Annotated in this window: 18 protein-coding genes and 1 tRNA gene; 11 read left to right on the top strand and 8 right to left on the bottom strand. The window is 67.6% G+C overall.

What is annotated here, in order from left to right; all coding sequences use genetic code 11:
• Positions 1-51: 51 nt before the first annotated feature.
• The 4 genes from QRN63_RS07755 to QRN63_RS07770 form a co-directional block, all read right to left on the bottom strand.
• Positions 52-1,098, bottom strand: coding sequence for a DUF6670 family protein (locus QRN63_RS07755; protein ID WP_285030265.1), 1,047 nt, complete (start codon positions 1,096-1,098; stop codon positions 52-54).
• Positions 1,098-1,931: an SDR family NAD(P)-dependent oxidoreductase gene (locus tag QRN63_RS07760; protein WP_285030267.1), complete on the bottom strand. Its 834-nt coding sequence runs from the start codon at positions 1,929-1,931 to the stop codon at positions 1,098-1,100. Before QRN63_RS07760 ends, QRN63_RS07755 begins: the two co-directional genes overlap by 1 nt.
• A 61-nt stretch (positions 1,932-1,992) precedes the next feature.
• Positions 1,993-2,400, bottom strand: coding sequence for a hypothetical protein (locus QRN63_RS07765; protein ID WP_285030268.1), 408 nt, complete (start codon positions 2,398-2,400; stop codon positions 1,993-1,995).
• Positions 2,401-2,821: 421 nt separating this feature from the next.
• Positions 2,822-3,277: an SRPBCC family protein gene (locus QRN63_RS07770; RefSeq protein WP_285030269.1), complete on the bottom strand. Its 456-nt coding sequence runs from the start codon at positions 3,275-3,277 to the stop codon at positions 2,822-2,824.
• Positions 3,278-3,473: 196 nt separating this feature from the next.
• Here QRN63_RS07770 and mraY point away from each other — a divergent pair, with 196 nt between their 5' ends.
• Positions 3,474-4,553 (top strand): phospho-N-acetylmuramoyl-pentapeptide-transferase, encoded by a 1,080-nt coding sequence (gene mraY / locus QRN63_RS07775; protein ID WP_285030270.1) that lies wholly within the window; start codon positions 3,474-3,476, stop codon positions 4,551-4,553.
• Between the two features lie 359 nt (positions 4,554-4,912).
• On the opposite strand, the gene QRN63_RS07780 is transcribed toward mraY, so the two are convergent.
• Positions 4,913-4,995, bottom strand: a tRNA-Leu gene (locus tag QRN63_RS07780).
• A gap of 277 nt (positions 4,996-5,272) precedes the next feature.
• Here QRN63_RS07780 and QRN63_RS07785 point away from each other — a divergent pair.
• From QRN63_RS07785 to pknB, 7 genes are all read left to right on the top strand, one after another.
• Complete coding sequence (locus QRN63_RS07785) at positions 5,273-6,793, top strand: FHA domain-containing protein (RefSeq protein ID WP_285030271.1); 1,521 nt, start codon at positions 5,273-5,275, stop codon at positions 6,791-6,793.
• A gap of 124 nt (positions 6,794-6,917) precedes the next feature.
• Positions 6,918-7,385, top strand: coding sequence for an FHA domain-containing protein FhaB/FipA (locus tag QRN63_RS07790; RefSeq protein ID WP_064859211.1), 468 nt, complete (start codon positions 6,918-6,920; stop codon positions 7,383-7,385).
• A complete protein-coding gene (locus QRN63_RS07795; protein ID WP_285030275.1) occupies positions 7,382-8,926 on the top strand; it encodes a PP2C family protein-serine/threonine phosphatase in 1,545 nt (514 codons plus the stop codon). Before QRN63_RS07790 ends, QRN63_RS07795 begins: the two co-directional genes overlap by 4 nt.
• A 28-nt stretch (positions 8,927-8,954) precedes the next feature.
• The gene (locus QRN63_RS07800; protein ID WP_285030276.1) at positions 8,955-10,460 is read left to right on the top strand and encodes a peptidoglycan glycosyltransferase RodA; all 1,506 of its coding nucleotides are present in this window, start codon (positions 8,955-8,957) and stop codon (positions 10,458-10,460) included.
• A complete protein-coding gene (gene pbpA / locus QRN63_RS07805) occupies positions 10,457-11,935 on the top strand; it encodes a D,D-transpeptidase PbpA (RefSeq protein WP_285030277.1) in 1,479 nt (492 codons plus the stop codon). The genes QRN63_RS07800 and pbpA overlap by 4 nt, the downstream gene beginning before the upstream one ends.
• Positions 11,932-13,161, top strand: a complete 1,230-nt coding sequence (locus QRN63_RS07810) for a protein kinase domain-containing protein (protein ID WP_267319962.1) — start codon at positions 11,932-11,934, stop codon at positions 13,159-13,161. Before pbpA ends, QRN63_RS07810 begins: the two co-directional genes overlap by 4 nt.
• On the top strand, positions 13,158-15,041 hold the full coding sequence (gene pknB / locus QRN63_RS07815) for a Stk1 family PASTA domain-containing Ser/Thr kinase (RefSeq protein WP_267319961.1): 1,884 nt from the start codon (positions 13,158-13,160) through the stop codon (positions 15,039-15,041). Before QRN63_RS07810 ends, pknB begins: the two co-directional genes overlap by 4 nt.
• A 20-nt stretch (positions 15,042-15,061) precedes the next feature.
• Here the strand turns inward: pknB and QRN63_RS07820 are convergent, their stop codons facing one another.
• Both QRN63_RS07820 and QRN63_RS07825 read right to left on the bottom strand, forming a co-directional pair.
• Entirely contained in the window at positions 15,062-15,730 is a 669-nt protein-coding gene (locus tag QRN63_RS07820; RefSeq protein ID WP_267319960.1) for an aminodeoxychorismate/anthranilate synthase component II, read from the bottom strand.
• Positions 15,731-15,767: 37 nt separating this feature from the next.
• Positions 15,768-16,562 (bottom strand): DUF881 domain-containing protein, encoded by a 795-nt coding sequence (locus tag QRN63_RS07825; RefSeq protein WP_267319959.1) that lies wholly within the window; start codon positions 16,560-16,562, stop codon positions 15,768-15,770.
• A gap of 107 nt (positions 16,563-16,669) precedes the next feature.
• Here QRN63_RS07825 and crgA point away from each other — a divergent pair, with 107 nt between their 5' ends.
• Together crgA and QRN63_RS07835 are read left to right on the top strand one after the other, a co-directional pair.
• Entirely contained in the window at positions 16,670-16,954 is a 285-nt protein-coding gene (crgA, locus tag QRN63_RS07830; RefSeq protein WP_020099906.1) for a cell division protein CrgA, read from the top strand.
• 148 nt (positions 16,955-17,102) lie between these two features.
• Positions 17,103-17,516 (top strand): PH domain-containing protein, encoded by a 414-nt coding sequence (locus QRN63_RS07835; RefSeq protein WP_267319958.1) that lies wholly within the window; start codon positions 17,103-17,105, stop codon positions 17,514-17,516.
• Positions 17,517-17,585: 69 nt separating this feature from the next.
• On the opposite strand, the gene QRN63_RS07840 is transcribed toward QRN63_RS07835, so the two are convergent.
• The gene (locus QRN63_RS07840; RefSeq protein WP_267319957.1) at positions 17,586-18,113 is read right to left on the bottom strand and encodes a peptidylprolyl isomerase; all 528 of its coding nucleotides are present in this window, start codon (positions 18,111-18,113) and stop codon (positions 17,586-17,588) included.
• Positions 18,114-18,244: 131 nt separating this feature from the next.
• Between QRN63_RS07840 and cwsA the strand changes: the two genes are divergently transcribed.
• The gene (gene cwsA, locus QRN63_RS07845) at positions 18,245-18,610 is read left to right on the top strand and encodes a cell wall synthesis protein CwsA (RefSeq protein ID WP_267319956.1); all 366 of its coding nucleotides are present in this window, start codon (positions 18,245-18,247) and stop codon (positions 18,608-18,610) included.
• Positions 18,611-18,615 lie beyond the last annotated feature (5 nt).

Raw genomic sequence — 18,615 nt, forward strand, 5'->3', positions numbered from 1 at the left:
GGACCGCGCCTGTGCCCCGAAGTTGACCGTTGCCCGGGACGAACAGGCGATTCAGTCCGGCTGAACGTCAATCCACTCGAGATACGCGCTGCCCGAGACCGATCCGGTACCCCACGTACCGGTATAGGAGTACGCCGTGACGTATCCCGGTCCATGGCCGGGGCGCCACGGCGCGTCGACAGTGCCGATCAGGGCCAGAATTTCCCGGTCGCCGTCGCGCACCGCCCACTTGAACTTGCGGGGCCTTCGCATCGTGTTGCTCCGATCGTCGATTAGCGGCTCGCCGTATTCGGTGACCGCGAAGTGGACGTCGGTGTACACCGCGGTCTCGCCGCCGAGGACCCGGACGTGGGCCAGCTTGCAAGCGGTCCGGCCCCGCGCGCGGACGTCGGTCAGCAATACCTGTGTGCGCTCGTCGATGTTGATGATCTGGTAGGTGAAGAAGTCCAGCGGTAGTTTGAGCCGGGCTGGTACGGGCCTTCGCGTAAGTGCCTGGTGTGTGCGGATTCTCGCGTACTCGAAGGTGCCGAGCCCACTGACCGCCACCCCGTCTACGGTGCCGGTGTAGGGCGCGAGCAGGCTCAGGTGGTCGTAGATCGGCGTCTTGACGAAGTAGGAAACCTGTTCTGTGACAACCAGTTTGAGGTTGACATCGAACTGGGGGTAGCGGCCGCGGACGACGACACTGGGCAGTGCGACGTCGATGGCCAGGTCCTCGGCCCACCTCAGGCTGGCGCCGTCAGCGGCGAACGAACAGTCAGCGCGCATATCGTATGCCCGGTAGAAGCGCTGCTCCGCATGCGCGGTCGACGAGAAGACCGTGGTGGTATCCCGCGCGTCAGCGGCCGCAAGGTGGTCGAGATCGAACAGCTCGGCACCCGACGCCCCCAGCAGCGTCATGGTGTTGAGGTAGCGGTAGGGCTCGGGCAGATCCGGCACGAACACACCGAAATGCGTGACGCCCCAGGCCCGTGAGCGGTCGTGAGGCTTGAGAATCTCCGGTGCGTCGAACGGCCGACGTGACGCCGGCAGGCGACTGTCGATCAAGGGCAGCAGGCCGTCGATGGCGGCACGCGACAGTGCGCGGGAGATGGTCATCAGGTGAGCGCCGCGATCGCCCGGTCCGCCGTGGCGGGGGACAGGAGGTCGATCGTCGGCAGGACCGCTCGCAGGACCGCGGGGCTGACCTCAACCGGCTGATGGGTGACCGCCCGCACGATCCAGCGTCCCGCCTCTTCCGCCGACAGGGCCGGGGCATCCTCGTATTCGGCTGTTGGCGCGATCATTTCGGTGCGGACCAGCGGGAAGTAGACATTGGTGGCGCAGATTCCGGAGTGCGGTCGCTCAGCGTTGAGGCTGCGGCCGAAGATCGCCAGCGCACTCTTGGAGGCGGCGTACGCCGAGAAGCGCGGGAAAGTGTTGGCGTGCAGACCCCAGGTACAGATGTTGACGACTTGGCCGCGGCCACGCTCGATCATGCCGGGCAGCAGACCCAGGCTCAGCTGGACGGCCGCCAGGTAATTGAGGGACATCGTGCGCTGATAGTCGTGCAGGCGGTCGGTCGCGTCGGCGATGCTGCGGCGGATGGAGTGGCCGGCGTTGTTCACCAACACGTCCACGCGCTCGTCGGCGAGGTCGGCCAGCAACCGGGCAGTGGCGTCCTGGTCCGCCAGATCACAAGTCCGCCAAGAACATCCGGTCTCCTCGGCGAGCATCCGCAGTTCGTCCTCCCGGCGGGCGACGGCGATGACGGTGGCGCCGCGGGCACGCAGCTGAACGACCGCCTGCCGCCCGATACCGGCCGAGGCCCCCGTCACGATGATCGTCAGATCGCTGACATCGCGGCCCGGGCCCGCCAGCGCGGCGTCGAGTCGCTCAGGCAGCAGGGTGCGGCGCTGGACGAGATCCATCACTGCATGACGAATGGACATGGCTTCCTCCCACACGGTGTTCTCACCGGGACGCGCCGATATTACCATGCGGTTACTTCAATTAGAGCGGCCGGCCGACGATGCTCGATCCGGCCATCCACAGCGGGGGCTCGCAGTGATCGCCGAGCGCAGCATGGGGACTCATCCCGCTCCAGCGCTGCCGGCGCGTCATTCGGTCGTAGTGCCCGGCGGCGACGGACTTCAGGAAGTCCACGCTGCCGCTCCTGAAGTCCAGTCCGTAGCCCGTCAGCACGTACTTGGGCAGGCCTGACTGCGGCTGCTGCTCGGAGATGTCGTACCGCTCGCTGCGGTGATGCGTCCCGCGCTGATCGACGTCGGCTGTCCACCGCAATGCCGACGGCCGGCGCCACACCGTCGCCGTCGCCTCCACGACCGTCCGCCAGTCGACACCGGTCTCGGGCGCGACCCAAAGGGGCGCTGGGATTTCGTGAACAATCCCTGCCCTCATGCCGATCCCCTTTCCCAGCTCGTGCACCGAGTGTGGGCGCGAACATCGCAGTCGAGGAAGAGCTGCCTACCCGATCGGGCCCATTCCTCGCACAAATCACAGATTGGGTCGGCAGGCGCTACAGCCGATACATCTCACGTTCGGTGGCCGCTTCCTCGAAGAGCACGTCGGGACGCCCCCGATGGGTGACCTGTACCCGCGCTGCGACGAACCGGGCTGTCCAGGTTGGACGTCCAATTACGTTGCACCGGAATTTGATTCGCGGTGCGAGGACGACCGCGGCCAGGCTCGGCCGGCAAGAGAATGCAGTCATCGACCAACCCTAGGAGTCGAGACCACGGGTGGGCATCGTGCTGGAGGTGGCTCCGTTCTCCTACCGAAGTAGGAGCGGGCTGTTCACTTTCCGCCAGCGCCGTGCGTATCAGACGGACTCGACCTCGGCCTTGATCCGATTGAGGGTGGTCCGCATGTCCCGGATGTTGCGGCGCGTACGCAGCTGGCCACCGAAGATGCCGAAGACGGTGTCGAGCAGTCCAGGTGTCATCCAGAACGACTCGGTGACGTCCGTGCCCTCACCGGCGGGCTCGAGGGCGTAGTGCCAATTGTTTACCGCCTTGTCGCCGGCAAGCACCGCGAAGCCGAACTCGCGCCCGGGCTCGCAGGCCGTGACCCGGCACGTCGTCCAATAAATCGGCCCGATCTCGTTGCGCTTGACGTGGCCACGGAACAGCGCGCCGAGTGTGGGTCCGGTGACTCCGTCCAACCATTCCGACTCGAACACTTCCGGCGAGTACTTCGGGGTGTTCCGAATATCGGCAATCAGGTTCCAGACCTGATCAGCCTGGGCGTTCATGTGCACGGTGACCGAACCCTTCATGGCGCGATCGTAACCACCGGTGCCACGCATGAGATCGGCGCCAGGGCCGTCGCGTATCTCCAAAACAACACCGAACGTACGTCGGTTGCAATGGCGCCACAGAAAGATCGAGCCATACTGGCTTGGTGGGGGCGGAGAGTTCAATGCGGTGTAACTGCTGTCGATCGAAGGGTGCGAGAGAAACCTGCACGGGTCTGTGACGCGGATACTCATCGCCGCGGGAGTGGCCCTGGCGGTCGCCATTCTGCTCACTCCCATGTTGATCGGGATGTTCACCCGGCTGCGGCTCGGTCAGCCGATCCGCGCCGAAGCCCCCGAAAGCCACCAGCGAAAACGGGGCACGCCGACGATGGGCGGCCTGGCGATCCTCACCGCGATATGGGCCGGCTACCTCACCACCACCCTTGCCGGGCTCGTAGTCGGCGATGGGGGCCCGACGGCATCAGGGTTGCTCGTCCTGGGCCTCGCCACGGCGCTGGGCGTGGTCGGATTCACCGACGACTACGTGAAGTTGCGGCACGCACGCAACCTCGGCTTGAACAAGCGGGCCAAGAGCGTGGGCCAACTCGTCGCTGCAGTCCTCTTCGGAGTGCTTGCGCTCCAGTTCCGTAATTCCGACGGCCTCACTCCTGGCAGCGCCACCTTGTCCTACGTCCGCGAAATCGCCGCATTCACAATGCCGCCGGTGGTTTTCGTACTGTTCTGCATCATCGTCGTCTCGGCGTGGTCGAATGCCGTCAACCTCACCGACGGCCTGGACGGGCTCGCCGCAGGTGCCATGGCAATGGTGGCCGCCGTCTACGTGCTCATCACCCTCTGGCAGTTCCGAAACGCGTGTGCCTTAACGCCGGGACCCGGTTGCTATCACGTGCGGGACCCTCTGGATCTGGCCCTCGTTGCCGCGGCGACTGCCGGTGCCTGCATCGGCTTCCTGTGGTGGAATGCCGCACCCGCCAAGATCATCATGGGTGACACGGGTTCGCTGGCACTGGGCGGCATCATCGCCGGACTGTCAGTGACCACCCGCACCGAAATTCTGGCCATCATCCTGGGCGCCCTGTTCGTAGTCGAGGTGACCTCGGTGGTCATCCAGGTCTTTTCGTTCCGCACCACCGGCCGACGGGTTTTCCGGAACTCCCCGATCCACCACCACTTCGAGCTGATCGGCTGGCCCGAGACCACACTGACTATCCGATTCTGGCTCATCACCGCCATCGCATGCGGCCTCGGCATCGCGCTCTTCTACAGCGAATGGCTGACGGCCGTCGCTGTCTGAATCCGGACTGAGTGAATTTCGGCGATCGTGGACGGTCGAACGAATCATCGGCTATCTGTACTCGACCTCACTGCCACTACGCCGACTACTCGGCGACAGTCAGAGCGCCTTCGAGGAGGCACTGAGCACCACCCTGCTGGCGGTCAATCCATCGGGGCACTTCATAGAATCCGTCGCTCTGGAAGTTCTCATTGCAAGAAGACTTGCAGCCTGACCGACGGCCCCGCACACCACCGACATTCTCACCGCTGTGAGTGCTGTGCAGAACTTTGGGCCCATTCGCATGCGCAGGGCTCACGGCGGCGCCCAGCCAAATGCAAAAGCCGCGAATCCGGACCGGATTCGCGGCTTTCGTTGAGTGGGCGAAGGGGGACTTGAACCCCCACGTCCCGAAGGACACTGGCACCTGAAGCCAGCGCGTCTGCCATTCCGCCACTCGCCCCAAACAACTGGGAGAGAGTATCACCACCCCTACCCCCGGCTCCAAATCCGCGCCTGACCACCGGATTCGGCCCAATTCGGCCCGCTGCGACGGCGAAATCGCGCGATCGGCCGGTCTGCGTGCCGGCCGGCCACCGTCTGACCTGCGGCTTTCGAATTCTCACGATTCTGTTGGTCACGTATTACAAGGTCAGGCCGATACCATGCGTAACAGTGGTGTCCGCGGTTATTACGCACATCACATCTGGGACCACCGAGACGAGGCGAGGCAGGGGGACATGGGTCTGGTCGACCGGTTCGAGCGCAAGCTCGAGACCACGGTCGGAGACGCTTTTGCCCGCGTCTTCGGGGGGTCGATCGCACCCCCGGAAGTCGAGGCCGCCCTCCAGCGGGAAGCCGAATCCGGTGCCCGCGACGTCGGTGGCGGCCGTATTTTGGCACCGAACGATTACGTCATTACGCTCAGTAACACCGATTTCGAGAAGGTGAACGCGGATCCTGACCTCACACCCAGTGCTTTTGCCAAACACCTTGAGGGATTCGTCCATGAGCGGGGATGGCAAACGTATGGTGAGGTGGTCGTCAGGTTTGAGCCGTCACCTGGCCTTTACACCGGCCAATTCCGCGCCCACGGCGCGGTCAACCCCGACTCAACCGCCGGGCCACCGCGGCCGGCACCCAGCGACCGCGTGCACACCGCAGAACCAGGAGTACCAACGATGACTGACAACCCGACCCACCGCCCCGGCCAGGGGCAGGGCCAGCCAGGCGACGAGTACGACTACGGACGGCAGCCCGACGAGCAGCGCGGTCAGCAGTATCCGCAGGACCCGAGCCAGGGCTACGGCCAGCCGCCGCAGGGTTACGGACAGCAGGGTGGCTACGGCGCTCCGCAGGGTGGCCCCGGATACGGCCCACAGGGAGGCTACGGTCAGCCCGAACAGGCCGGTTACGGCGCGGGCCCGTCCGGTTACGGCCAGGGCGGCTTCGGCGGCCCGCAGGGTGGCCCTCCCGGACCGCCGCCCGTCGGTCCTCAGCATGGTTACGGCCAGCCCGAGCAGGGCTATGGCCAGCAGGGCTACGGTCAGCAGCCCGAGCAGGGTTACGGCGGCCAGCAAGGTGGCTACGGTCAGCCCCCGCAGGGTGGCTACGGCCAGCCCGAGCAGGGTTACGGCGGTCAGCAGGGCGGCTACGGTCAGCCCCCGCAGAGTGGCTACGGCCAGCCCGAGCAGGGTTACGGCGGCCAGCCGGGCGGCTACGGTCAGCCCCCGCAGGGTGGTTACGGCCAGGGCGGCTACGGCGAGCAGAACTACGGCCAGCCGCAGCAGCCGGGTTACGGCCAAGCGCCGGCAGATCAGGGCTACGGTCATGCTCCCGCTGATCAGGGTTACGGCCAGGCCCCGGCCCCGGCCGGCTACGGCGACCCGGGTTACGGCGGCGGCGCAGGCGCCGGCTACGCCGAGCCCGAATACGGCCAGCCGGGCGGCTACGGCGGTGGCTACGGTGCCGCCGGCGCGAACGTCACGCTCCAGCTCGACGACGGCAGCGGCCGCACCTACCAGCTGCGCGAAGGCGCGAACGTCATCGGCCGCGGCCAGGACGCGCAGTTCCGGCTGCCCGACACCGGCGTCTCCCGCCGGCACCTCGAAATCCGCTGGGATGGCCACACCGCGCTGCTCTCGGATCTGAACTCGACCAACGGCACCACCGTCAACAACGCCCCGGTTCAGGAGTGGCAGCTGGCCGACGGCGACGTCATCCGGGTGGGTCATTCCGAGATCGTGGTCCGCGTTCACTGAGCCCGGTTTCTGTCACCGGCCGGATGATGTTCGCACCGGCCGGTGGCCGCCAAAGTATCGTGACGATGCCGACGGCTACCGGGCACCGGGCCCAGCCTCGACGCGGCAACGGAGAGGACGTCGGATGCAGGGGTTAGTTCTGCAGCTGACGCGGGTCGGTTTCCTCCTGTTGCTCTGGCTTTTCATCTGGTCGGTTCTGCGTGTCCTGCGCACCGACATCTACGCACCGACCGGAGCCGTCATGGTGCGGCGCGGCCTGGCGTTCCGCGGCACCCTGCTGCCCAACCGGGACCGACGCCGGTATGCGCGCCAGTTGGTGGTGACCGAGGGCGCCCTCGCGGGCACCCGGATCACCCTGACCAGCCAGCCCGTGCTGATCGGCCGGGCCGACGACTCCACCCTGGTGCTCACCGACGACTACGCCTCGACACGGCACGCCCGGCTGTCGCCGAGAGGCTCCGAGTGGTACGTCGAAGACCTAGGATCGACCAACGGTACATACCTGGACAGGGCGAAAGTGACGACGGCGGTAAGGGTTCCGATGGGAACGCCGGTACGAATCGGCAAGACGGTAATTGAGCTGCGCCCGTGACACTCGTACTCCGATATGCCGCGCGCAGCGACCGCGGCCTGGTCCGCGCCAACAATGAGGACTCCGTCTACGCCGGGGCCCGCCTGCTCGCCTTGGCTGACGGCATGGGCGGCCATGCCGCGGGTGAGGTCGCCTCGCAGCTGGTCATCGCCGCGCTGGCCCACCTCGACGACGACGAACCCGGCGGCGACCTGCTGGCCAAGCTGAATGACGCCGTCCACGACGGCAATGCCGCCATCGCGGCGCACGTCGAGGCCGATCCCGAACTCGAAGGCATGGGCACGACCCTGAGCGCCATCCTGTTCGCGGGGACGCGGCTGGGCATGGTGCACATCGGCGACTCCCGCGGCTACCTGATGCGCGACGGCGAGCTGACCCAGATCACCAAGGACGACACCTTCGTCCAGACCCTGGTCGACGACGGCCGCATCACCGCCGAAGAGGCCCACAGTCACCCGCAGCGCTCGCTGATCATGAAGGCGCTGACCGGCCACGAGGTCGAGCCGACGCTGACCATGCGCGAGGTCCGCGCCGGCGACCGCTACCTGCTGTGCTCGGACGGTTTGTCCGACCCGGTCAGCCACGAGACCATCCAGACCGCCATGCAGATCCCGGACGTCGTGGACTGCGCCGACCGGCTCATCGAGCTGGCGCTGCGCGGCGGCGGCCCCGACAACGTCACGGTCGTGGTGGCCGACGTCGTCGACTACGAATACGGCCAGACGGCACCCATCCTGGCGGGCGCCGTGTCGGGTCAGGATGACGACACCCTGCCGCCCAACACCGCCGCCGGGCGCGCCTCGGCCTTCAACCCGAAGCGCGTCGCAGCGGCCGCGAAAAAGCCTGCGGCACAACTTGATCCACCGCAGCGCAAGAAGCACACCCGGCGCAACCTGATCATCGGCGCGATCCTGCTGATCCTGCTGCTCGTGAGCGGACTGGCCGTCGGGCGCTACCTGATCCGGAGCAACTACTACGTCTCCGGCTACAACGGCTCGGTCTACATCATGCGCGGCATCCCGGGTTCTCTGCTCGGGCTGCCGCTGCAGGAGCCCTACCTGTTGGCGTGTCTGGACACCCACTCCGAGATGACGATCATCGGCGTCGACGACACCCACCCCGGCTGCCAGCCCATGAAGGTCGCCGACCTGCGCGAGTCCGGCCGCGCCCAGGTCACCGCCGGCCTGCCGACCGGCACCGTCGACGACGCCATCCGTCAGCTCAAGGAGCTCAGCCGCAGCTCGCTGCTGCCGTTGTGCGCGCCGCCCGTCGTCGCCCCGCCGGCTGCACCCGCCCCCGCGCCAGGTGCTCCGGCGCCGTCATTGTCGGTCGTGCCGCAGCCGCCGCGCGGCCCGGCTCCCGGTCCCGAGGCGTCGACGCCGCCCGCTCCGACGCCCGCGCCGGCACCCAGCCCGGCGCCGGCTCCCAACCCTTCCAGCCCCGCGCCTGCCCCGACCTCGCCCGCGGCTCCGTCCCCGACGGCCACGGCACTCCCTCCGCCACCTCAGGAGCCGGGCACAAACTGCCGGAACGCGTCATGACGGCCCGGGAGCGAGCGGGAGCCCTGGCATGACCACGCCGGGGCAAGAGAAGGGGCGAGAAGACGCCCCGGGGCGAGCGCAGCGACGGGAAGATGCACCCGGGCGAGCGCAGCGACGGGAAGACACCCAGCCGCAGTCCCCGGTCGCGGTCGCCCCTCCACTGCCCAATCGGCGTAATTCCGAGTTGGTGCTGCTGGGGTTCGCCGCCGTCATCACGACGGTGGCTCTGCTGATCGTCGAGGCCAACCAGGAGCGCGGCCTGCAGCTGGACCTCGTGCAGTTCACCGTCGGCTTCGTCGTGCTGTTCGGCGGTGCCCACCTGGCGGTGCGCCGGTACGCGCCGTATGCCGACCCGCTGCTGCTGCCCGTGGTCGCGCTGCTGAACGGCCTGGGCCTGGTGCTGATCTACCGGCTGGACCTCTCCGCGCACACCCGGCCCGCCGGGATCCTGCCAGGCGGCAATGCCAACCAGCAGATGCTGTGGACGCTGCTGGGCATCCTGGTGTTCACCGCGGTGCTGATGGTCGTGCACGACCACCGGATGCTGGCCCGCTACGGCTACATCTGCGGCCTGGCCGGCCTGGTGCTGCTGGCCATTCCCGCGGTGCTGCCGGATTCGGTGGCCGAGCAGTACGGCGCCAAGATCTGGATCCGGTTGCCGGGCTTCTCGATTCAGCCCGCCGAGTTCTCCAAGATCCTGTTGCTGATCTTCTTCGCCAGCGTGTTGGTCACCAAGCGCAGCCTGTTCACCAGCGCCGGCAAGCACATGTTCGGGATGGACCTGCCCCGACCGCGTGACCTGGCCCCACTGCTGGTCGCCTGGATCGGCTCGATCGGCGTCATGGTGTTCGAGAAGGATCTCGGCGCCTCCCTGCTGCTCTACGCGACATTCCTGGTGCTCCTGTACGTCGCCACCGAGAAGCTCAGCTGGGTGATCATCGGGCTGAGCCTGTTCTGCGTGGGAAGCTTTGCGGCGTATCAGCTTTTCGACCACGTGCGGGTGCGCGTGCAGAACTGGCTGGACCCGTTCGCCGACCCCGACGGCGCCGGGTACCAGATGGTGCAGTCGCTGTTCAGCTTCGCCACCGGCGGCATCTTCGGCACCGGTCTGGGTAACGGGCAGCCCGGCACGGTGCCCGACGCCTCGACCGACTTCATCATCGCCGTGGTCGGCGAAGAGCTCGGGCTGGTCGGCCTGGCTGCGGTGCTGATGCTCTACACGATCGTCATCATCCGGGGGCTGCGCACCGCCATCGCCGTGCGCGACAGCTTCGGCAAACTGCTCGCCGCGGGCCTGTCGGCAGCGCTGGCGCTGCAGCTGTTCATCGTCGTCGGCGGAGTCACCAAGCTGATCCCGCAGACCGGCCTGACGACGCCGTGGATGTCCTACGGCGGCTCGTCGCTGCTGTCCAACTACGTGCTGCTGGCCCTGCTGCTGCGCGTCTCGCACGTCGCGCGCCGGCCGCTGTCGACCCGCGGCCCCAACCAGTCGTCGATCGCAGCGGCCAACACCGAGGTGATCGAGAAGCAATGAACACCTCACTTCGTCGCGTCTCCGGACTGGTGATGGCACTGATCGTGCTGCTGCTGCTCAACGCCACCACCACCCAGGTGTTCGCCGCCGACGGCCTGCGCGCCGACCCACGAAACCAGCGGGTGCTGCTCGACGAGTACTCGCGCCAGCGCGGCCAGATCACCGCAGGCGGCCAGCTGCTGGCGTACTCGATGCCGACCAACGGCCGGTTCCGCTACCTGCGCATCTACCCGAACCCGCTGGTCTACGCCCCGGTCACCGGCTTCTACTCGCTGCAGTACTCGAGCAGCGGCCTCGAGCGCGCCGAGGACAGCATCCTCAACGGCTCCGACGAGCGGCTGTTCGGCAACCGCATCGCCGACTTCTTCACCGGCCGCGATCCCCGCGGCGGCAACGTCGACACCACGATCGTGCCGCGCGTGCAGCAGGCCGCGTGGGATGCGATGCAGCAGGGCTGTGGCGGCAACCCGTGCAAGGGCTCGGTGGTGGCGCTGGACCCGTCCACGGGCAAAATTCTGGCCATGGTGTCGTCGCCGTCGTACGACCCCAATCTGCTGGCGTCGCACGAAGGCGACCGGCAGTCCGCCGCCTGGCAGGAACTGCGCGACAACCCCGACTCACCGCTGCAGAACCGGGCGATCTCCGAGACCTATCCGCCGGGGTCGACGTTCAAGGTGCTGACCACCGCGGCGGCCTTGCAGGCCGGCGCCACGCCGGACACCCAGCTGACCTCCGCGGCGCGAATCACGTTGCCGGACAGCACCGCAACGTTGGAGAACTACGGCGGCGCGGCCTGCGGCGGAGGGACGACGGTGTCGCTGCGCGAGGCGTTCGCCAAGTCCTGTAACACCGCCTTCGTCGAACTGGGCCTGCACAACGGAGCCGACGCGATGCGGACCATGGCCAAGCAGTTCGGCCTGGACACTCCGCCGCCGTCGATTCCGCTGCAGGTCGCGGAGTCGACGGTCGGCTCGATTTCCGACGCCCCGGCCCTGGGTATCTCCAGCATCGGCCAGAAGGACGTCGCCCTGACCCCGCTGCAGAACGCGATGATTGCCGCGACCATCGCCAACGGCGGCGTCAGCATGGCCCCGTACCTGGTCGACGACCTCAAGGGACCGGACCTTTCCAACATCGCGGCTACCTCACCGCACCAACAGCGGCGGGCCATCTCATCCCAGGTCGCGGCTACACTTACGGATCTGATGGTCGGCGCCGAGCAGGTGACGCAGCAGAAGGGAGCCATAGCCGGCGTGCAGATCGCATCCAAGACGGGCACCGCCGAACACGGCACCGATCCACGTCACACCCCACCACATGCGTGGTACATCGCTTTTGCCCCGGCGAAATCCCCGAAGGTCGCCGTCGCCGTCCTAGTGGAGAATGGTGGAGACCGTTTGTCCGCAACCGGCGGTGCGCTGGCCGCACCCATCGGGCGGGCCACCATCGCCGCGGCGCTACGGGAGGGATCATGAGCGCGCGGGTCGGAGTCACACTTTCCGGCCGCTATCGACTTCAGCGACTCATCGCCACAGGCGGCATGGGTCAGGTCTGGGAAGGCGTCGACAGCAGGCTCGGCCGACAGGTCGCCATCAAGGTACTCAAGGCCGAATACTCGACCGACCCCGAATTCGTCGAGCGGTTCCGCGCCGAGGCGCGCACGGTCGCGATGCTGAACCACCCCGGCATCGCCAGTGTCTACGACTACGGCGAGACCGAGCTCGACGATTCGGGCCGCACCGCCTACCTCGTGATGGAACTCGTCAACGGCGAGCCGTTGAACTCGGTGATCAAGCGCACCGGGCGCCTGTCGCTGCGGCACTCTCTGGACATGCTGGAGCAGACGGGCCGGGCCCTGCAGGTCGCGCACAGCGCCGGCCTGGTGCACCGCGACGTCAAGCCCGGCAACATCATGATCACCCCGACCGGCCAGGTGAAGCTCACCGACTTCGGTATCGCGAAGGCCGTCGACGCCGCTCCCGTCACCCAGACCGGCATGGTCATGGGCACCGCCCAGTACATCGCGCCCGAACAGGCCCTGGGCCACGACGCCACCGCGGCCAGCGACGTCTACTCGCTCGGTGTCGTCGGCTACGAGTCCGTGTCCGGCCGCCGGCCGTTCACCGGCGACGGCGCCCTGACCGTCGCGATGAAGCACATCAAGGAAGCGCCGCCACCACTGCCGGCCGACCTACCCCCGAACGTCCGCGAGCTGATCGAGATCGCGCTCGCCAAGGACGCCATCCACCGCTACCGCAGCGGCGGCCCGTTCGCCGACGCCGTCGCCGCCGTCCGGGCCGGGCGCCGCCCCCCGCGGCCCAACCAGGCCCCGACCATCGGACGGGCCGCTCCCGCGGCCATCCCGTCGAGCACACAGGCCCGGGCGGCCATCGAGCCGGCACGGCCGGCACCCGCAACGCCGCGACCCCGGCCGGCCAGCGGTAGCCACCGTCCGGCCCCACCCGCGCGCCGAACGTTCTCGCCCGGTCAGCGCGCGCTGCTGTGGGCGGCGGGTGTCCTCGGTGCGCTGGCAATCGTGATCGCCATCCTGATCGTGCTCAACGCGCAGGACCGGCAGGACCAGAAGAACCAGCAGCAGTCCACTGTCACCAACACCATCACCGAGACCACGAAGACGCCGGGCGCACCGACGGGTCAGTCGGCTTCGCTCCCTGATCTGTCAGGACCGGCCATCTCATGACCACGCCACAGCACCTCTCCGACCGCTACGAGCTGGGGGACATCCTCGGCTTCGGCGGCATGTCCGAGGTTCACCTCGGACGGGACCTGCGCCTGCACCGCGATGTGGCGGTCAAGGTGCTGCGCGCCGACCTGGCCCGGGACCCCAGCTTCTACCTCCGGTTCCGCCGCGAGGCACAGAACGCCGCGGCACTGAACCACCCGGCGATCGTCGCGGTCTATGACACCGGTGAGGCCGAGACGCCCAACGGGCCGCTGCCGTACATCGTCATGGAGTACGTCGACGGCGTGACGCTGCGCGACATCGTGCACACCGAGGGGCCGCTGCCGCCGCAGCGCGCCATCGAGATCATCGCCGACGCCTGTCAGGCCCTGAACTTCAGTCACCAGCACGGCATCGTGCACCGGGACATCAAACCGGCGAACATCATGATCAGCAAGTCCAACGCGGTCAAGGTCATGGACTTCGGCATCGCCCGCGCGATCGCCGACAGCAGCAACCGGATGACGCAGACCGCCGCGGTCATCGGCACCGCGCAGTACCTGTCGCCCGAGCAGGCCAGCGGGCAGAACGTCGACGCCCGCTCGGACGTGTACTCGCTGGGCTGCGTGCTCTACGAACTGATCACGGGTGAGCCGCCCTTCGTCGGCGATTCCCCGGTCGCCGTGGCGTACCAGCACGTCCGCGAGGACCCGGTGCCGCCGTCGCAGCGCCACGCCGGCATCAGCCCCGGTCTGGACGCCGTCGTGCTCAAGGCGCTGGCGAAGAACCCCGACAACCGCTACCAGAGTGCCGCGGACATGCGGAACGACCTGATCCGCGTGCACGCCGGCGAGGCACCGGATGCGCCCAAGGTGCTCACCGATGCCGAGCGCACCGCGATGATGGGTACCGGCGGGTTCGGCGGACCGCGCAGCATGATGCCGGAGCAGATCAGCGTCAACCCGCAGCCGTACCCGTCGACCGACCGCGCCTCGACGCCGATCGGCCGCTGGCTCATCGCCGCGGCGATTCTGGCGGTGCTGACGGTCGTCGTCACGGTCGCCATCAACCTGATCGGCGGCAAGCCCCACGACCAGCAGATTCCGGACGTGCGCGGGCTGGCTCAGGCCGACGCCGTCGCCAACCTGCAGAACCGCGGCTTCAAGACCCGCACGCAGCAACGGCCCGACTCGACGGTGGCGCCGGACCACGTCATCGGCACCGAGCCGGCGGCCAATACATCCGTCGCCGCCGGTGACGAGATCACCATCAACATCTCCACCGGTCCCGAGCAGCGCGAGGTCCCGGACGTGTCGAAGCTGTCGCCCTCAGACGCGATGGCCAAGCTGCAGTCGGCGGGCTTCCGGAACATCCAGCAGACGGTGTCGCAGTCACTGCCGGAGCAGAAGGATCGGGTCATCGCGACCAACCCGCCGGCTCATCAGACCTCGGCGATCACCAACGTCATCACGATCATCGTCGGCTCCGGCCCGGGCCTGGTGCCGATTCCCGATATCAACGGCCAGACCGTCGAGGTCGCGACGAAGAACCTGAACACCGTCGGCTTCACGACGATCCTGACCGCCCCGGTCGACAGCCCGAAACCCGCCGGCGAGATCCTGGGTACCGATCCGCCGGCCGGCACGCCGACGGCGAAGGATGCGCCGATCACGCTGAAGGTGTCGCAGGGCAACCAGTTCGTCATGCCGAACCTGAGCGGTCAGTTCTGGACCGACGCCGAACCGAATCTGCGCGCCCTGGGCTGGACCGGCGTGCTGATCAAGGGCGCGGACGTGCAGAACAGCGGTCAGCGCAGCAATGCGGTGGTGAGCCAGATACCGGCGGCCGGCAGCGGCGTCAACTTCAACGCGTCGATCACGCTCAGCTTCGCGTCATAACTCGAGCGATCCGCGCCGATCTAAGCGGTGCGGGTCGCGGCCGAGACCGCGTCGGCGACTTCCTGCTCGAGCCGGGTGACCAGTGCCTCGTCGGGAGCCTGGCCACAGACGGCGAGCCAGTTGGCCAGCATCCGGTGGCCGCCCTGGGTCAGGATGCTCTCCGGGTGGAACTGCACTCCGTGGATCGGCAGTTCGCGGTGCCGGACCGCCATGATCACACCGCTGTCGGTCTGCCCGATGGCCTCCAGCTCGGCCGGCAGCGTCTCCGGCAGGATGGTCAGCGAGTGGTAGCGCGTCGCCGTGAACGGGTCCGGAAGTCCTTGCAGCACACCACTGTTCGTGTGGTGCACCTGGCTCGTCTTGCCGTGCAGCAGCTCCGGCGCGCGGTCGACCGTGCCACCGAAAGCCACGCCGATGGCCTGGTGTCCCAGGCACACCCCGAGGAGGGGAGTGCCCGTCTCCGCGCTCGCCCGGACCAACGGAATGGACGCGCCGGCCCGCTCCGGGGTACCCGGCCCGGGGCTCACCAGGATGCCGTCGAACTCTTCGGCCACGGCGGCGACGCCGTCGGGAGTGGAGACGCGCTCGTCGTCGCTACGCCAGACCTGCGCGTGCACCCCGAGCTGACCCAGGTACTGGACCAGGTTGAACACGAAGCTGTCGTAGTTGTCGAGGACGAGAACCTGCATGCCGTCAGGCTACTGGGTCACCCGCCGACCCGAGCACTCAATATGTGACCGGTCCAGCCGGTTTGGCGTACCTGAGCTTCAGCGGCATCCGGTGGCCGACGACGTCGACCGATGCCCGCGGCTCCTCGGTGTACCCGAGCCCGAACCGCACCACGTACTGCTTGTAGAGGGTCACGAGCGGTGCGGCGGCGAGTGCGGCGCGCATGCCCTCGACGTTGCCGATCACGGTGACGACGTACGGCGGGCTGTAGGTGCGGCCGTTGAGCAGCAGGGTGTTCCCGACGCAACGCGGTGCGGAGGTGGCCAGGATCCGCTGGTCCTGCATCTGGACGGCCTCGGCGCCGCCCAGCCACAGCGCGTTGAGCACCGCCTGGACGTCCTGCTGGTGTACGACGAGGTCGTCCGGGGTGGCGTCGCGCGGGTACTGGCCCTGCGCATTGCGCTGCGCGTCATTGAGGGTGATCACCAGGCCGGGTCCCCGCATGGGGTCGAGGCCCAGTTCCAGACCCAATTGGTTGGCCCGGCTGGTGATGGCGCCGAGCGCGGCATCGGCGCCCGGCGTGCCGCCATGGTGGTTCTCGAGCTGATGCTGCAGGTTGTCGCGCTCGGCGGCACGGGTGGCGACGGTGCGCTGGGCCTCTTTGACCATGTCGACGAGGCGAGGCGCGTCGCTGCGCCGGATCTCGCTGCCCCCGGAGACGCTGTGCGTGGTGGCGAGCAGGAGGCCGGCGAGCACACAGACCACCGGCACACCGAATCGCCAGGCCGAGTGGCGCGCCGGCTGGGCAGGTTCCGAGGTCCCGGCCGTCCACCAGGGCCTGCGAGGCGACACGTCTTCTGCGTTAGGCTCTGAGTGCATACCGCTCCATCGTCGCACCGAATTGCCGGTTTTTCTCCACCGGCGCCTGAGTGCGGCACCGACTGTCCGCGAAGGTACCAATGCCCAAGTCCAAGGTTCGCAAGAAGAACGACTTCACCATCAACCCGGTGAGTCGGACGCCGGTGAAGGTCAAGGCCGGCCCGTCGAGCGTGTGGTTCGTGGTGTTCTTCTGCTCGCTCATGCTGATCGGTCTGATCTGGCTGGCGGTGTTCCAGCTTGCCGCGCTGAACCCGGCCGGTACGCCACACCTGCTGCAGTGGATGGCCGATCTCGCCCAGTGGAACTACGCGATCGCGTTCGCGTTCATGATCACCGGCCTGCTGCTGACCATGCGGTGGCGCTGAGCTGCGTCAACCGACCCGGTTCGTTACATCCAGGTCGCGTTACGTAACCCAACTGGCAATCTGACGGACACCCAATCACATCGATGTGATTCATCCCCATTGGGGATAGTGCCTGTGGATAACTTGCCCCCAAGGGTGTGGACATCTCGTGGAACAAACTCAATGGAGCCCGCCGACAGCCGGTATCGCGGCCTGTGGAGCATTCGGCGTCGTACTCGCCGCGGTAGCCCTGACTTCGGTCACTGACCTGCCCGGACGTGTTCTCGGCGGCATCGCCGCCATCGGCCTGCTGGTCTTCGCTGTGATGTCCTGGCGCGCACGGCCGAAGCTCGCGATCACGCCGGCAGGACTCGTCGTGCGCGGGTGGTTCAGTACCCAGACTTATACACAGGCCGACCTCAAGAGTGTGCGTATCACCGAGTTCCGCCGGCTGACCCGCAAGGTGCGGCTGCTGGAGCTCGACACCGCCGACGACCGGCTCCTGGTCTTCACGCGGTGGGACGTCGGCACCGATCCCATCAATGTCCTCGACGCCCTGACCGAGGCCGGTCTCATTCCGTAGTTCAACAGCAACGCAAACGGCGCGACAATCCCCGGTAGGGGACTGCCGCGCCGCGCGTCAGGCTGAGATTCAGGAAACGGTGATCGAGTCGACGACAACCGGTTCGGTCGGACGGTCACCGCGGTCGACGGCGGTGGTCGCGATGGCGTCGACAACCTTCTGCGACGCCTCGTCGACGACCTCACCGAAGATGGTGTGGCGACGGTTCAGGTGCGGGGTCGGGCCGACGGTGATGAAGAACTGCGATCCGTTGGTGCCCGGCCCGGCGTTGGCCATGGCCAGCAGGTACGGCTTGTCGAACTGCAGCTCCGGGTGGAACTCGTCGGCGAACTGGTAGCCCGGGCCGCCACGGCCGGTACCGGTCGGGTCGCCGCCCTGGATCATGAAGCCGTCGATGACGCGGTGGAAGATGACGCCGTCGTAGAACGGGCCGGAGGTGCCGCCCGAGGCGTTCTCGGTGGAGTAATCCTTGGTGCCCTGGGCCAGGCCAACGAAGTTGGCGACGGTCTTGGGCGCGTGGTTACCGAACAAAGCAATCTTGATGTCGCCGCGGTTGGTGTGCAGCGTCGCGGTCGCGGTCTGAATGGGGCTCGTCACGGAAAGTCAGTCTGCCACTCACATTTAAGGCCCCGAAGTCGCCCCCACCGAATAACGTGGAAGGCCTGGCGTAGAGCCCGGCCTCCGCTCAGGAGGTCTGCAGAAATCGTGTCCGGCAGAGAGGTTGGTTGATGAGCACCGTCACCGAGAACGTCCCCGAGGTCAGCCGCCCCAGCTCCGGTGCCCGCCTGGGTCGCGGGCTGAAGTACACCATCGTCGGGCCGCTGCTGATGCTGCGCGGGGTGCTCGGTCTGGGCGTCGGGTCGACCCTGGGGACCGCGCGCTGGGTGGGACGACGGTGTCGGCGCGGCGATGAAGCTGGGGACTTGGCCGTGGTGGTGCAGTCAGGGTCCAAACGCCGGCGTCCGCTGCTGATTGCCGGGGGCACCGTGGCGGTCCTGGCGCTGGGCGGGATCACGTTCTCGATCGTGCGGCGGTCGATGAAGCCGGAACCGTCGCCGCTGCCGCCCAGCGTGGAGGTGACGCCGCACCCCTGATCAGT

Source organism: Mycolicibacterium sp. lyk4-40-TYG-92, from assembly GCF_030209435.1.
Classification (GTDB): Bacteria; Actinomycetota; Actinomycetes; order Mycobacteriales; family Mycobacteriaceae; genus Mycobacterium.

Bases quoted from the DNA above. Each gene is read 5' to 3' on its own strand.
- QRN63_RS07755 (WP_285030265.1), bottom strand. From the start codon at position 1,098: ATGACCATCTCCCGCGCACTGTCGCGTGCCGCCATCGACGGCCTGCTG.
- QRN63_RS07760 (WP_285030267.1), bottom strand. From the start codon at position 1,931: ATGTCCATTCGTCATGCAGTGATGGATCTCGTCCAGCGCCGCACCCTG.
- QRN63_RS07765 (WP_285030268.1), bottom strand. From the start codon at position 2,400: ATGAGGGCAGGGATTGTTCACGAAATCCCAGCGCCCCTTTGGGTCGCG.
- QRN63_RS07770 (WP_285030269.1), bottom strand. From the start codon at position 3,277: ATGAAGGGTTCGGTCACCGTGCACATGAACGCCCAGGCTGATCAGGTC.
- QRN63_RS07785 (WP_285030271.1), top strand. From the start codon at position 5,273: ATGGGTCTGGTCGACCGGTTCGAGCGCAAGCTCGAGACCACGGTCGGA.
- QRN63_RS07790 (WP_064859211.1), top strand. From the start codon at position 6,918: ATGCAGGGGTTAGTTCTGCAGCTGACGCGGGTCGGTTTCCTCCTGTTG.
- QRN63_RS07800 (WP_285030276.1), top strand. From the start codon at position 8,955: ATGACCACGCCGGGGCAAGAGAAGGGGCGAGAAGACGCCCCGGGGCGA.
- pbpA (WP_285030277.1), top strand. From the start codon at position 10,457: ATGAACACCTCACTTCGTCGCGTCTCCGGACTGGTGATGGCACTGATC.
- QRN63_RS07810 (WP_267319962.1), top strand. From the start codon at position 11,932: ATGAGCGCGCGGGTCGGAGTCACACTTTCCGGCCGCTATCGACTTCAG.
- pknB (WP_267319961.1), top strand. From the start codon at position 13,158: ATGACCACGCCACAGCACCTCTCCGACCGCTACGAGCTGGGGGACATC.
- QRN63_RS07820 (WP_267319960.1), bottom strand. From the start codon at position 15,730: ATGCAGGTTCTCGTCCTCGACAACTACGACAGCTTCGTGTTCAACCTG.
- crgA (WP_020099906.1), top strand. From the start codon at position 16,670: ATGCCCAAGTCCAAGGTTCGCAAGAAGAACGACTTCACCATCAACCCG.
- cwsA (WP_267319956.1), top strand. From the start codon at position 18,245: ATGAGCACCGTCACCGAGAACGTCCCCGAGGTCAGCCGCCCCAGCTCC.